General features: G+C 41.1%; 12 protein-coding genes and 1 riboswitch. All 12 genes read right to left on the minus strand.

The features are described from left to right. Window positions 1-4: 4 nt before the first annotated feature. The 12 genes from DC082_RS04885 to DC082_RS10610 all read right to left on the minus strand — a co-directional run bounded on the left by DC082_RS04885 (window position 5) and on the right by DC082_RS10610 (window position 13,466). Window positions 5-625: a YfgM family protein gene (locus tag DC082_RS04885; RefSeq protein WP_109235985.1), complete on the minus strand. Its 621-nt coding sequence runs from the start codon at window positions 623-625 to the stop codon at window positions 5-7. A 99-nt stretch (window positions 626-724) separates the two neighbouring features. Continuing rightward, entirely contained in the window at window positions 725-2,008 is a 1,284-nt protein-coding gene (hisS, locus tag DC082_RS04890) for a histidine--tRNA ligase (protein ID WP_109235986.1), read from the minus strand. A 19-nt stretch (window positions 2,009-2,027) separates the two neighbouring features. Then, window positions 2,028-3,491 carry a helix-turn-helix domain-containing protein gene (locus DC082_RS04895; protein WP_189363305.1) on the minus strand — a complete coding sequence of 488 codons (1,464 nt, stop codon included), beginning with the start codon at window positions 3,489-3,491 and terminating at the stop codon, window positions 2,028-2,030. 109 nt (window positions 3,492-3,600) lie between these two features. Further along, window positions 3,601-4,341, minus strand: coding sequence for a tetratricopeptide repeat protein (locus DC082_RS04900; protein WP_133243684.1), 741 nt, complete (start codon window positions 4,339-4,341; stop codon window positions 3,601-3,603). Between the two features lie 425 nt (window positions 4,342-4,766). Continuing rightward, complete coding sequence (gene rlmN / locus DC082_RS04905; protein ID WP_229821583.1) at window positions 4,767-5,909, minus strand: dual-specificity RNA methyltransferase RlmN; 1,143 nt, start codon at window positions 5,907-5,909, stop codon at window positions 4,767-4,769. Between the two features lie 103 nt (window positions 5,910-6,012). Continuing rightward, window positions 6,013-6,450: a nucleoside-diphosphate kinase gene (gene ndk, locus DC082_RS04910; protein ID WP_094566781.1), complete on the minus strand. Its 438-nt coding sequence runs from the start codon at window positions 6,448-6,450 to the stop codon at window positions 6,013-6,015. A gap of 76 nt (window positions 6,451-6,526) precedes the next feature. Beyond that, window positions 6,527-7,534 carry an ABC transporter substrate-binding protein gene (locus DC082_RS04915; protein WP_109235989.1) on the minus strand — a complete coding sequence of 336 codons (1,008 nt, stop codon included), beginning with the start codon at window positions 7,532-7,534 and terminating at the stop codon, window positions 6,527-6,529. Window positions 7,535-7,710: 176 nt separating this feature from the next. After that, a complete protein-coding gene (locus DC082_RS04920; RefSeq protein WP_109235990.1) occupies window positions 7,711-9,669 on the minus strand; it encodes a TonB-dependent receptor plug domain-containing protein in 1,959 nt (652 codons plus the stop codon). Window positions 9,670-9,686: 17 nt separating this feature from the next. Further along, window positions 9,687-9,798, minus strand: a riboswitch (cobalamin riboswitch). Between the two features lie 204 nt (window positions 9,799-10,002). Further along, window positions 10,003-11,034 (minus strand): FecCD family ABC transporter permease, encoded by a 1,032-nt coding sequence (locus tag DC082_RS04925; protein ID WP_229821585.1) that lies wholly within the window; start codon window positions 11,032-11,034, stop codon window positions 10,003-10,005. Between the two features lie 18 nt (window positions 11,035-11,052). Continuing rightward, window positions 11,053-11,835: an ABC transporter ATP-binding protein gene (locus DC082_RS04930; protein WP_109235991.1), complete on the minus strand. Its 783-nt coding sequence runs from the start codon at window positions 11,833-11,835 to the stop codon at window positions 11,053-11,055. Between the two features lie 3 nt (window positions 11,836-11,838). Then, on the minus strand, window positions 11,839-12,714 hold the full coding sequence (locus DC082_RS04935; protein ID WP_157957408.1) for an energy transducer TonB: 876 nt from the start codon (window positions 12,712-12,714) through the stop codon (window positions 11,839-11,841). A gap of 8 nt (window positions 12,715-12,722) precedes the next feature. Further along, window positions 12,723-13,466, minus strand: a complete 744-nt coding sequence (locus DC082_RS10610) for a hypothetical protein (RefSeq protein ID WP_133243685.1) — start codon at window positions 13,464-13,466, stop codon at window positions 12,723-12,725. Window positions 13,467-13,542 lie beyond the last annotated feature (76 nt).

The raw sequence follows: 13,542 nt of genomic DNA on the forward strand, positions 1-13,542 counted from the left end.
TTGATTATTGAGCACTTAAAAGATGCAATTTATCACGCGCATCATCAGGAACAACTTCGCTACTGAGTGCTTCCTCATAAGCGATCTTCGCATCTTCTATCTCACCTAAAGCGCTATAGATATCACCCTCTAATACTTTTCGTAAACCTAAAAACTCTGATGATTGAATCTCTTTTAGCGTCACTAGCGCCTGCTGATCCTCTCCTTGATCAAATTGAACAATCGCAAGACGATAGTTGATCAGATCTTTTAAACCAGGATCATTAAGATCTGCTGTCAAAGCTGACTTTAATAATTTTTCCGCACCTTGGTAATCACCGGCACCATGCGCCTCTTTGGCTAAAAGAAGTGCTGAGAAGATCTGGTAAACCCCCTCATTTTCACTAATGAGTGCTGCACTCTTCCCTAGATCTACGGGCTCATTATCATAAGTTGTTAAAAAGGTATCATAACGATCAAAAGCCTCATTGAGCTTCTGCACCTTATGATGCTTATAATATTCCACGCCACCAATGGAAGCGACCACAACTACCACTAAAAGAAGAAGGTAGCCCGCATTTCTCTTGAGCCAATCGATCAGTACTTCTGCACGTTGCTCATCTGTTTCATATTGATTTAAAGCCATTCAATCTAAACCTTTTGATCTAAAATTAGAAATCACTCTAGTTTACTTCAATTATTTTAATAGGTTAACATCTAATCCTATCTACTCTATATTACCGACTTAGCGCTCTGCTAACTTAGCACGGAGAAATGTCGCTAACTCTGTTCGAGCAATCTCTTCTTGCGCCCCATTCTCTCTGAGATCTTTTAAGATCACAATATCTTGCTCTAACTCATTTTCACCCATGATTAAAGCATATTTTGCCCCTGAGCGGTCTGCTTTTTTCATCTGAGACTTCATACTACCACCACCTAGGTTCGTGATAATTTCTGCATTCTCAATCTCATTTCGTAAAGATTCGACTATTGCGAGCCCTTGAAGGGTTGCCTGCTCTCCAAGAAAGATCGTCGTTAAAAGTGGGGTCGACTCATTCGCTTCAACACCGCAAGCTTGGCAAAGAAGAATGAGACGTTCCATTCCCATACCAAAACCGATTGCCGGCGTTGAGCGTCCACCTAACTCCTCTACCATCTTGTCATAGCGCCCACCGCCACAAACCGTTCCTTGAGAACCGAGTTTTGTTGTCGTCCACTCAAAGACCGTACGTGTGTAGTAATCCATACCGCGAACGATTCTAGGATTAACAATATAAGGAATACCTAAAATATCGAGCTGCTGACAGAGCAGATCAAAATGTTCTTTTGATTCAGGATCTAAATGATCTAGTAGTTTAGGTGCTCCGGCAATAATCTCATTTAAACCAGGATTTTTTGAGTCTAAAATACGAAGAGGATTGGTATAGAGACGGCGCTTACAATCCTCATCGAGTTGATCCATGAAACCCTCAAAGTATTGGATCAATTTTTCACGATATTGAGCACGAGATTCCGCTGTTCCCATCGAGTTGATCTCAAGCTTTACCTCATCTGCAATGCCGAGTCGTTGCCAAAAGCGAGCTAACATCGCTAACATTTCAGCATCAACATCCGGTGTTTCAACCCCAAAAACCTCAACATCTGCTTGATGGAATTGACGATAACGCCCTTTTTGAGGTCGCTCATAACGGAATGCTGGTCCAATCTGCCATAATTTTTGCACCTGATTATAGAAGAGTCCATGCTGAATACCGGCACGAACGATTCCCGCGGTCATCTCAGGGCGTAAAGAGAGACTCAAGCTTTCACTCTGATCAGGAAATGTGTACATCTCTTTCTCAACAATATCGGTCACTTCACCAATTGAACGTGTAAAGAGACGAGTCTCTTCTAACATCGGTGTCCGAATTTCACAATAACCATACTCGGCAAAGAGTGAACGGAGATGTCCTTCAATTGTCTGCCAATAACCAATTTCAGCAGGTAAGCAGTCGTGCATTCCACGCAATGCATTAATTTTATTACTCATTACTATTTCCTAATGATATTTAAAGATATTGTCCTGAATTGAGCGAAAAACGGATCGATACAGCCTCTTCAGTTAAGGGCTTATAATGATACTCTGGAATCGGCGCTCCATTTACCATTATTCTATCAATAACTGCCGGATTCCCTAAATATATCTCAAAAATCCCTTGCCCTTCTAACTGATACTGATCACCTCGTTTCAGTACCTTGTTGGCAATCTGGCGCCCCTTCTCATCCTCAACCCCTAAAGTTGTAATATCTTGTGCCACAATTGTGACGATCGCTTTCTCTTCTAAAAGGGTCTGTAGAGTGCTAATTGAGGCCTCTTTTTCTGCTTGCAGTAGAAGGTTCTGCTTAAGAGCGCCTAATAGATTATCCCCGGCATCATCTGCCACAACAAGAGCATTGAGAGCCCCCTCCTCTTCTTTCAGCGCTTGATACTCACGCTTCAACTTTAAAAGCTGTTTTCCAGCAACAATACGACTTAAAAGGGGGTAGTAACCACTCTCCCGATCATAGAGTGAGAGCTTCTTAGATTGCAATGCCGCCAATTGCTCTTCAAAGCTTTTAGGAATAATAAGCCCTAATCGAACGCTATTGGGAGATTGATAGAGATAGTCGATATGCTTTTCTGGGATTATAAATTGTGATGAGACCGTTTTTGAACCTAAATCGATAAGTGGTAATTTATCATCAGTCAAGAGCGGGGCATAATTTCGAAGCGCTTTTCCTAAAACAGCATAATTTCCCGAACGTTGATACTCCTCTCGCGGTGAAGTAAGCGCGGGAAGCATCGCTTCAATATTCAGTTCACTTTGTAGATCTAACCTTACAAGATGGGCATTTTCTGGATCTTCTGAAAAGGCATCACTCTCTAGATGTAAAAGAGATTCTGTTCCATGAACCTCATTAACCATTAAATCTTGTTGCTGCTGTGTTGCATCGAGCAGAATCTCCTCAAAGCTCTTCTCTTCATAAGAGGTTAACTCCTTCTCTTTAAGATTATACTCAAGCTCTAAAGAGGGGAGTCGCTCATTAGGAAGAGAGACTGCTCCTTGCCCTTCAGTAGATAACTTCTCTCTAAAAGGGGAAGGAATCATACCACTCTGATAGAGATAGGCAAAGATCGCTAAGAGCACTAAAACAAAGAGAAGATAATACTTAAAATTATTTGAGCGCTTCTTCTCTTCTACCTCAAGCTTCACTTTTGAGGTCTCATAAAATCCTTGACTCTTAGGGTCTAAACCATCTGAGAGCGCCTCAACACTGGCACTAAAATGGGGATCATCAACCCCTAAAAATTGGATATATTTTTTGAGGTAGTTTTTTGCATAGAGAAGCGCCCCAATTTCACGATAATCACCACTCTCCATCGCTTCAACAAGCGCGGGTCTTAATGATAATACACGTGAAACTTGCTCTATTGATAAGCCCTTTTCTAATCGGATCTCTCTTAGCTTTGCGCCTAGTTCCTGTGCATTCATGCTTTCCTCTTCCTCATCTTTCATTAAAACGCCCTATCTGCAGATAAAAGCTATCAGTATAGCGCGCCACTATTTCTATTTTGATGTCTCTATATGACACTATAAGACACTATTTTGTCATCTGAAACTGCTCGACTAATGCATTTCTATAGCGATCAATATCTGCTTGATTGCCCCTCTTTTCCGCTAAGATAAGTGCTAAACGCAGACTCTCTTCTGTATAACCATTGAGATCATTAAAATGAAAGATTGCGCTCTCGGCCGATTCATATTGTGCTAATTTATAGTCGAGCTTTGCTTTAATTAGATAGCTATCAGCATAATCGGTATCGAGTTGTAACGCTTTATTAAGGGCATCTGTGGCTTGCTGATACTTCCCATTATCGAGATAGCACCTTGCCGCCTCACTATATAGACGAGATTTTACAATCGTCGGATACTGATCCTTTGCCATAGAGATAATACCATCTCCCCCCGTGACATAACACATTAATACCCCATAATTTTTGATCGCCGTATCATAATTGGGATTTAATTGAATCGCTCGTAAAAAATAATCAGCCGCCAACGTCACTCTCCCTCGCCTTTCATGGATCACTCCTAACCCATTATAAGCATCGGGAAAGTTAGGATTGTCTATCACTAATCGCTCGAGCTTCTCCCGTGCACTTTTATAATGCCCTGACTCAATATAGTAGAGACTCAACTCATACTGCTTCTGATCCGTTAAAGAGAGCGCCTCTTGATCGAGATAAGTTGTTAACGCCCCCGATCCTCCTATATGAGCACATCCTATTACTCCAAAGGCGATCATTATTAATAATACGTTTTTTAACAACGCTCTTCTCAACAGTCGACTCCTTTCATCAATTTCCTATATCACTCTCTCTTAGCGCAGAAAAGAGATCACGAAATAACACGGTAACTAGATAAAGTTAGGTCATGATTCTCAATATCATGAAATATCATGAAATATCATGAAATGTCAGCAATATCATGAAGCGTAAAATAGATGTCACGATCTCAATGAAGATCAGATGATCGACAAGTGGTGAGTAAATAATGATTAAAAAGAGAAGATGGGGAAAATATAGGGAAAAATAGAGGGAAAAAATCGATAGAGAGAGAACAAAAAAGAGCGCATCACAATGATAACGCTCTCTTTAAAAACTGACCTTACGGTAACGCTCCCAATGCCTTCCGATGCTTCTTAATATCTATTGCTAAGAAGCTTCATTGATAAGAAGCGAATAAAAGATCTCAACTCTCAATCATCTATCCTTCAGTCACTTCACTCTGACCGGTTCGTTTCGTACGATCCTTGACCTTCCCTGCTAATTGACCACATGCCGCAGCAACATCATCACCACGCGTCTTACGAGTCATCACAACAAGCCCATAACTCATAAGAATCGAACGGAAGCGATCGATCTGTTGACGCTCTGTTGTCTTATAATCAACACCATCAAAAGGATTGAAAGGAATTAAGTTTACTTTTCCCGGGATATTACGGATCAAGCGAGCTAAGGCATGGGCATCTTCATCACGATCATTAATATCTCGTAGAAGAACATATTCCCAAGTAATCTTCTTATTTGTGCCATCAATATAGTTACGGCATGCCGCTAAAAGTTCCTTAATAGGGTACTTCTGATTGATCGGCACCAACTCATCTCTTAATGAATTATAGGGTGCATGCAGAGAGATCGCTAAAGCGACATCAATATCCTCTTTTAAACGGTAGAGTGCCGGCACAACGCCTGAAGTACTCAAGGTCACGCGTCGTTTTGAGAGCCCAAAACCGTAATCATCGAGCATAATATTCATTGCTGCGACAACATTACGGTAATTTAAGAGCGGCTCCCCCATCCCCATAAAGACAATATTAGTCACTTTTCTAGGGGTAAAGTTATCGATCTCTTCAAAGTCATTGAGCAGTAACTTTGCAATCATCAATTGCCCAATGATCTCTTCAACGGCTAAATTTCGATTAAAACCCTGTTTTCCAGTTGCACAGAAAGAGCAATCGAGCGCACAACCTACCTGTGATGAAACACAGAGCGTTCCTCGATCATCTTCTGGAATATAGACCATCTCAATTGAGTTACCGGAATCTAAACGGATCAACCATTTTCGCGTCCCATCTTCTGATAGATGATCCATGATCACCTCGGGAAGTGAGAGTGTTGTGATCCCTTTGAGCTTCTCTCGTGTCTTTTTTGAGATATCGGTCATCTCATCAATCGAACGCACCCCTTTATGATAGAGCCACTTCATGATTTGGGTCGCTCTATAGGGCTTCTCTCCGATTGAGAGGCAAAATTCTTTTAAGTCGGCAAAAGTGAGGCTATAAAGATTAATCAGATCGCTCTGATGCTTCATATCTTCAACTTTTACTTCAATGTCAATATCTAACATAGATATTTAAAGTCCTTCTATTACTATCAATACGCCCGCAATATCGATCATATATAACAATACTCAATATTGCGGGTCGGTACTGCTCTTTAGTACTTAACGATTATGCACACACTTTAGGTGCTGCAACTGCGTTAGGACCAAAGAAGTATTCAATTTCTACTTTCGCTGTTTCAGGTGCATCTGAACCGTGAACAGCATTCGCATCGATTGATTCTGCATAGTCATGACGAAGAGTACCTGCTAATGCATCTTTAGGATTTGTTGCACCCATAAGATCACGATGTTTAGCAATCACATCATCACCTTCTAATACAGAGATCACAACAGGACCTGAGATCATGAATTCAACTAAATCGTTGAAGAATGGACGCTCTTTGTGAACTGCGTAGAAACCTTCAGCTTCTTCACGTGTTAAGTGAGTCATTTTTGCTGCAACAATCTTAAAACCTGCTGCTTCAAAACGTGAATAGATTGCACCTACTAAGTTTTTAGCAACTGCATCTGGCTTGATAATCGATAATGTCTGTTGTTTGCTCATAATTTACTCCTAAAATCAATAAATCGGTCGATAAAGCGGCTTAGTCTACCATATTTAGCAACTTTACACCCAAAATTTAATGTGCCGATACCGCCCCATCTTCGATCTCTCGACCATAGACCAATTGAGTAAAAAGAGTCGCTAACTGCTTCATTGCAGAAACAGAAGGAATCTGTGTATAAAAGCCAAATATCTCATAAACATGATGATTCTTAACGGCATCAACGCGGGAGAGAAACTCCCAGCGGGGAGAGAGCTGTTTTACAATTAATTGATCTCGCATTAAAGCATGATCCTCTACCGCACCATTAAGGATAAAGATCCATTCAGGATTGAGGATAGAGATCGCTTCTCGCGTTAACTCCGGCGCATTGAGCGATCCTAAATAGACATTGCGCATACCAAGTGTCTCCAACAGCTCTCCATGAAAACTGCGGCCAGCGGCTAATTTGGGCAAAATAGTTTCAGCATGATCGCCATAGTTATAGAGAATCAATACGCGAGGTGCCTCCTGATTGAGTGCTTCAATGGGTATTAAAGCCGCGAGTTGATCTTTCAATGTCTGAGAGTGAATCTCCATCTCCCCCTCACAATAGTGCCCCATCTCCTGCTTTGCAGCTTCAATCTCTTCAATGGTATCGAGCGCATAGACACGATTTTTAATTCCCAAAGTTGTTAATCGTTCTGAGATGGGATTATTCACATTCCCCTCAAGAAAAACAATATCGGGCTTCAATGAGACCACTTTCTCAATATTGAGATCAAAATAACCACCAATAATCTCGCGCTTTTCTGTTGACGGCAGACGATCATAACGGGTTGCACCAACAATGTGCTCTTCTAACGCCAACTCCACCAACATATCACTCAATGCCGGCGAGATAGAGACAATTCTTTGACACTGAAGGCTCTCCCCTTTAGGGATAGTCATCGTTGCGGCAAAGGCAGGAGCAAATAGCATGATCAGCAGAATGCCGGCAACAACTAATTGGACAATATTGGCGATATAGCAAAAACGGAGTTTGAGCCTTTGCAGAGATGCTTGTATGAGGGCTTGTACCACTAACGCAGCCTTATTATTCATAATGTTATCGATCCACACACTTTTGTAATGAGTTTATAAATTTATGAGCTAGTCAACTAATCAATCAGTCAACTTATAATTACATAAGTTCTCAAATTAGCCCATCAAAAAAGTGCTATTCCAACGCTGAAATAGCACTCTCTCAATACTACTTTAAGTACTTACAAAACAATATCCTAAAGAGAGATATTGACGCCAAGATAAGCTGTTCGCCCCTTTTCACGATAGCCACGCGCAAATTCATAATCCTTATTAAAGAGGTTTTGGATCTTTGCATCCACCTCAAAGGTATTATTGATTTTGTAACTGCCGGCGATGTCGAAGAGTGTAAATGCATCAAGCTTTACATTAGGCTTCCCGAAAACAGCATCCTCTCGTTGACTATAGTAGATAGCCGATGCATTAAGCGTTAAATTTTGAATCGGCTGATAAGTTACGTTCGCTGTAATTTGATGTTTGGGGCGACGAATCATCTGTTCATACTCCCCTCCCTCTGATCTCTGTTTCGCATTAAGATAGGTATAACTTGCAGATATGGCTAATTGATTAGTTAAGGCTATAGAACCTGCTATTTCAACCCCTTTAATCTTCGCTCTATTTAAATTTTCATATTTGTAGTTATTTTTCGAATTTCCTACAATCATATTTTTATAATCAGTATAAAAATAATTGAGTGATACCAGACTATTGGATGAAGGTCTTAATTCAACGCCCAAATCATAACCACGGCTAGTTTCCGGTTTTAAATCTCTATCTCCATATATTGGAACATATAATTGATAGATCGTCGGCGTTGTAAATCCTGTCCCGAAACTTCCTTTAACAGCGAGCATCTCATTGACATTATAACGAGAAGTTAAACGATAAGTGGTTTTACTTCCAAAAATAGAGTTTTTATCGTAACGAATTCCCACAGTATTAAAGAACTTATCTGCAAAATCGAGCGATTGTTCTACATAGATACTCTTCGTATTTTGTGAGTGATCTAAGCGACTATTATCTGATCCTTTATCGTGATGATACGCTACTCCAAAACGGGTGGAAAAGTCTTGATAGAAGGTTAACTCGTTATCAAAATTAAGAGTTTGAGTTTTTCCTCTAAAACGGGAATGACTGATCTTCTCCCCAATTTTAACGGGTATTGTTTTCATCCAGTCAGGATCTGTCGGTTTCCAGTTAGGATTAGGGTCATATCTATTAACATCTTCCCCCGAATAACTATCTCGATCTAAATTCACTACACCATAAGAGAAGGTTGAGCTCCATTGGTCCTCAAAAAACGAACCGTTAAGCCCTACTCTTCCTGTAAAAATTTTCGACTTATTATAATCATTATAAGGAGTTACATTGTATAAGTTATCAAATTCATCATAACGATTGTTATAGGTGAAATCTAAATCGACATCTAAGTTATCATTCAAAATATAATTAAAACGCCCTGATAGTTGGCGGTTTTTATTTCGATCTTTATCGTAATCATTCTGAGGCTTATTAGGTGTATCCGTAGTCACGTCAATACCACGAGTATTATAGAAAAGCCCGCTTAAAGAATAACGCAGATCACCTACTGACCCTGTCGTTGTTGCACCTACCTGAATCGTTTCATGAGAACCTGCCATAATACGAAAACGTGTGCCGGGATTATTTAAATCATTAGTGAAGATCTGAACAACACCCCCCATAGCAGAACTACCATAGAGCGCACTTTGAGGTCCTTTTAATACCTCAATACGATTAACATCTAACAACTGTCCTAAAAGAGCATAGTTAAAGTTATGATTAGTCCCCATCGGGTCAGATACCGGCACTCCATTGATTAAAAGTAACGTATTACTACTGCCTCGTAGATAGAGCGAGCTCGGTCCAGTAGGTCCATTTTGACTTAAAATAACGCCAGGCTGATGCGCTAAAGCATCAACCGCACTATTGTATTGCCGTGTTTGAATCTCCTTTTCTGTAATAACGATACTCTGTGTACCAACTTCATTAAGGAGCGCCGGCGTGCGTTTGGCGGTAAAGATAATCTCTTCATCATGATTTTCCGCCATCACCTTATCGGCAAGTGCCGGCGTCAATAGAAAGGATGAAATAAGAAGAAGTGCCGGAGCACCTTTATTCAAAAAAGGAGTATTCATATATGCCTCTTAAACCTCGAGAGTAGTAGAAGCTAGGTGGTATCTGACTGAAGTCTAACGACATCACAGTGGCGGGTCCGTGAGGGATTTTCACCCTGCTTCCCAAAGCCTAGCCTATTTAATAAGTGGATAAATTGATCAGTTTTAATAAACCTAGATCAGTCATTCTCAATCTATAGCAATAAAAACATTTATTGATTTGAGCAGAAATGATTGAGCAGAATCGATTTCGCAAACTTCTGCCGGAGATAGTATTAACAAAGTACTCTAGAGATGCAAAGAATTTATTAAAAAACCTTTTTAAAACACTGATAGATGACTTGTAACAAGAGGTTATGATCCCCTCTTATTTCGAGATGGCTTTACAAAACGATCTCGATGCCCCCCTTTAAGGAGAAGATAGAGGAAGAAGGGAGCACCTAAAAGAGCGGTAATAACCCCCACCGGAATCTCTGAAGGGCGTAAAATAAGAGAGCCTATTGTATCGGCAATCACTAATAACCCTCCCCCCACAAAGATCACGCCCCAAAAGAGATAACGATGATCACTGCTTCCTAACATTCGTTTCACTAGATGGGGAACTACCATCCCGACAAAACCTATCGGCCCGGCAATAGCAACAAAGAGAGCCGTCATCAAACTTACAACTAAAAAGAGAATCTGCATCACACGAACAGAATCAACTCCTCTTGAGAGCGCCACCTCATCTCCTTGCTGCAATAGATTAAGGGGAATAAGCGAGCGAAAGATAATGATTGATGAAAAACTCATTATTAGCAGTAATTGCCATAGATCATTTAGAGAAATTAAAGAGAGCCGCCCCATCATCCAACTCATCATCGCTAATGCAGAGGATGAACGACCCAAAGCTTGAAGTAGCATCAAAATACTTGAGATAAAGAAGGTTAAGATCACCCCCATCAGTAATAGTTTGATAGGAGAGTGCCCAGTTCGAAAATTCACCTGATAGATAATAATCGTCACGATAAGGGCTCCGATAAAAGCAAAGATCGTCAAACCGGTCACAATTCCCAATGAGAAGGAGATCCCCCAATAGATATAGATAGCCGCTCCTAAACTTGCCCCTGCCGCTACCCCTAATGTGAAAGGTTCTGCTAATGGATTTCGTAAAATCGCTTGCAATACTAAGCCGGCAAGTGCCAACCCAGCACCAATCAGCCAGGTCGCAACCGCTCGAGGGAAACGCAGTTGCCAATAGAGCTCAGCTCCCTCTCCCCAAGGAAGAAGAAATATGAGCCCAAATGAGGGCATTATGATCAATAAAATAAGGCTCAGAGCCCCTAAAAAAATGAGTCTATCTCTGATGCTTTTATCGATTTTAGCAATCTCTGATAGTCGCGCCACACCTACTCCTTAAAAGTCTTAAAAATAACATCGCTTCTCTTCATAAATCACCTCTTCAAAAGCATAATCAAAGAGAGCATGAAGTAATGATTTCGATAAAACCTCTTCCCTTAACCCAAAGGCTACAACGCTCCCCGCTTTGAGCGCGAGAAGGTGGCTATAAGCATCGAGCATATTAAGATCATGGGTGATCGATAAAATGGTCTTCTCAGAATCGAGCGCAATCAACTGGTTGATCGTCTCTCGATGTTTGGGATCTAATGCGGCACTCACCTCATCAAGTAAAATTAGGGGAGTCTCTTGCGCTAATGCACCCGCCATATAGACCCGTTGCCGCTCTCCACCACTTAATGTCGATAACTTTCTTCCGGCAAATTGAAGAGCATCACAACGCTGCAGTGACGATTTAATAATCTGATAATCTGATCCGCCGGCTAATCTGCTATTGCTAGTTGAAGTGCGACTTAAAGAGTGTGGATAACGGCCTAACTCACACCATTCCCAAGCGGTAATCTCCTCATCGATTTGCTGTTGTTGAGCGATATAGCTCATCTGCAATGCCCGCTCCCTTAAAGAGAGTTGCTCAAAACGGTAACCATTAATCTCTAAAGTGCGATAATCTGCCGGAATTGCCGAGATTAATGCCTTCAGCAGAGTGCTTTTCCCTGAACCATTAGGGCCGATGATCGCCATCTTTGCTCCTTTTGGAAGAGAAAAGGAGATATCGGAGAGAATTGTTTCTCCTGTAGATAACATTGCCGTCAATGCTTCAACTTTTAACATCACTTGCTTACCAATCATTGTCTACCGTAATTGAAATCGAATCGGTTTTAGTTTGATCCTTTGGGATGGGAGCTCCTTCATCTGGCTCTTTTTTAATGCTTTCTCAACAGATGCAATAGCACAGCGATCAAGACGTCCATACCCCGAGCTCTTCAGCACTATCACTTCAATATGCCCCCCTTTCAGCTGCAATGCTAACTCAACCGTACCCTCTTCACCCCTTCGTTTTGAAGCCTCTGGATAGCAACCTTCAATATTGTAGAGAATAGTATTCATCAAAGATTGAGCAAATAGATCGCCACTTCTTCCTTCACTCTCACTCCGCTCAATCACCGGCGCTTCTTGGGAGAGTGATTCTGATTCGATATGTCGCTTTTGAGACGAAGGGTTCTTCTTCAACTCAAGCTTTCCCTTCTCCTGCCGTGGCTGAAGATCACTCTTTCTGCGGTCATCACTTTCACGACGCTGTTTTGCAATATTTGAAGAAGAATCTATCTGCTTCTCTCTCTCTTCTACAGACTTTCTCTTCTCTATCACTTCCACCTGTGCATCTTTAGATTCTGTGACGGCAATAAGGGAGAGGTCCGACGCTCTATTATTTTCCGGTAGCAATAAGGGCGCTTGATCAACAATCCGATTTATCACCTTATCATCGCTCTCTCTTTCCAATCTCGATCTCGATTCCGATTCCGATTCCGATTCCTCTACAATCTTCTCTAAGAGGGAGTTATGACTCAATAGTTGAACCGATAGATATTGTTCCCCTTCGATCGTTCCGGCATTGTGTGCTAGAGCGAGCGAATCTACTTTAAAAGAGAATAGCAATAGTAAGAGTAATCCTCCATTTAAGAGTAATGATGCCAAAATTGCGATCACAACCACTATACGCTTTATCATCCCCCTTCTTACCCACCTAATAGCGTTTGAAAACGCTGATAATCTTCTAGATATTGCACGCCACTCTCCATCTGAAATGTCAGATAAGTTAAATATCCCCAACCGAGAAGGCTCGATAGAAGCCATAATAGCGCAAGGGTAAAAAAGAGATAGTGAAGAATTTTTAAGAAAATAATAAAGATCAGTTGAAAAGTAGAGGTATAGCGCTTCTCATCTAGAGAGGAAGAGGCGGGAAAAAGTAACGGCAAGATCAGAACCAAGAGATGCAAAAGAGAGAGCAACTGAAAACGCCATGCACCCTCTTTTAATAAAAGGATCCAACTCTGAGGAATTATTTGAGAGAAATTCTCCCCATTCGCGGTTTGTGAAAAGCGCTTAATCGCGGCTATCATCTGCAGAAAGTTGGTCTCTACAATGGTATTGGTGAGCACTAAAATTAATTCAGCAGCGGAGAGATAAAAGAGAAAAAGAGGTAGAAAAAAGAGTCCCTTTAGCATCGGTGAAAGTCTACTATCTCGTATTCGTAGTAGATAGAGAATTCCGAAGCTTAAAAAAAAGAGCATCACAATAACTAAGTAGAAATTTCGTTCTAGTATCAGGTTAGCAATGCCCCTTAAGAGTTTTTGTGGCGACTCTGCTACATCAGCATAGTGGTAGAGAAAGAGTGCAAAGAACGATAAAGCCATCAGAGAGAGGATAAAGTATCCTTCAATAAATCCTCTTCGTCCGATAGGTACAACCATTCGAGCCATAATCTGCCTCATAACTCGACAAATAGCAATCCCGCTATCTGCCAAGTTTGCTCCCCTGCTAATGGCTTTTTTAGAT

It is taken from the genome of Ignatzschineria indica (genome assembly GCF_003121925.1).
GTDB lineage: Bacteria > Pseudomonadota > Gammaproteobacteria > Cardiobacteriales > Wohlfahrtiimonadaceae > Ignatzschineria > Ignatzschineria indica.

What these genes read in the sequence shown, in the direction of transcription:
- DC082_RS04915 (WP_109235989.1), bottom strand. Translation starts at nt 7,534, where the DNA reads ATGAATAATAAGGCTGCGTTAGTGGTACAAGCCCTCATACAAGCATCT.
- DC082_RS04885 (WP_109235985.1), bottom strand. Translation starts at nt 625, where the DNA reads ATGGCTTTAAATCAATATGAAACAGATGAGCAACGTGCAGAAGTACTG.
- hisS (WP_109235986.1), bottom strand. Translation starts at nt 2,008, where the DNA reads ATGAGTAATAAAATTAATGCATTGCGTGGAATGCACGACTGCTTACCT.
- DC082_RS04935 (WP_157957408.1), bottom strand. Translation starts at nt 12,714, where the DNA reads ATGATAAAGCGTATAGTGGTTGTGATCGCAATTTTGGCATCATTACTC.
- ndk (WP_094566781.1), bottom strand. Translation starts at nt 6,450, where the DNA reads ATGAGCAAACAACAGACATTATCGATTATCAAGCCAGATGCAGTTGCT.
- rlmN (WP_229821583.1), bottom strand. Translation starts at nt 5,909, where the DNA reads ATGTTAGATATTGACATTGAAGTAAAAGTTGAAGATATGAAGCATCAG.
- DC082_RS10610 (WP_133243685.1), bottom strand. Translation starts at nt 13,466, where the DNA reads ATGGCTCGAATGGTTGTACCTATCGGACGAAGAGGATTTATTGAAGGA.
- DC082_RS04930 (WP_109235991.1), bottom strand. Translation starts at nt 11,835, where the DNA reads ATGATTGGTAAGCAAGTGATGTTAAAAGTTGAAGCATTGACGGCAATG.
- DC082_RS04895 (WP_189363305.1), bottom strand. Translation starts at nt 3,491, where the DNA reads ATGAATGCACAGGAACTAGGCGCAAAGCTAAGAGAGATCCGATTAGAA.
- DC082_RS04920 (WP_109235990.1), bottom strand. Translation starts at nt 9,669, where the DNA reads ATGAATACTCCTTTTTTGAATAAAGGTGCTCCGGCACTTCTTCTTATT.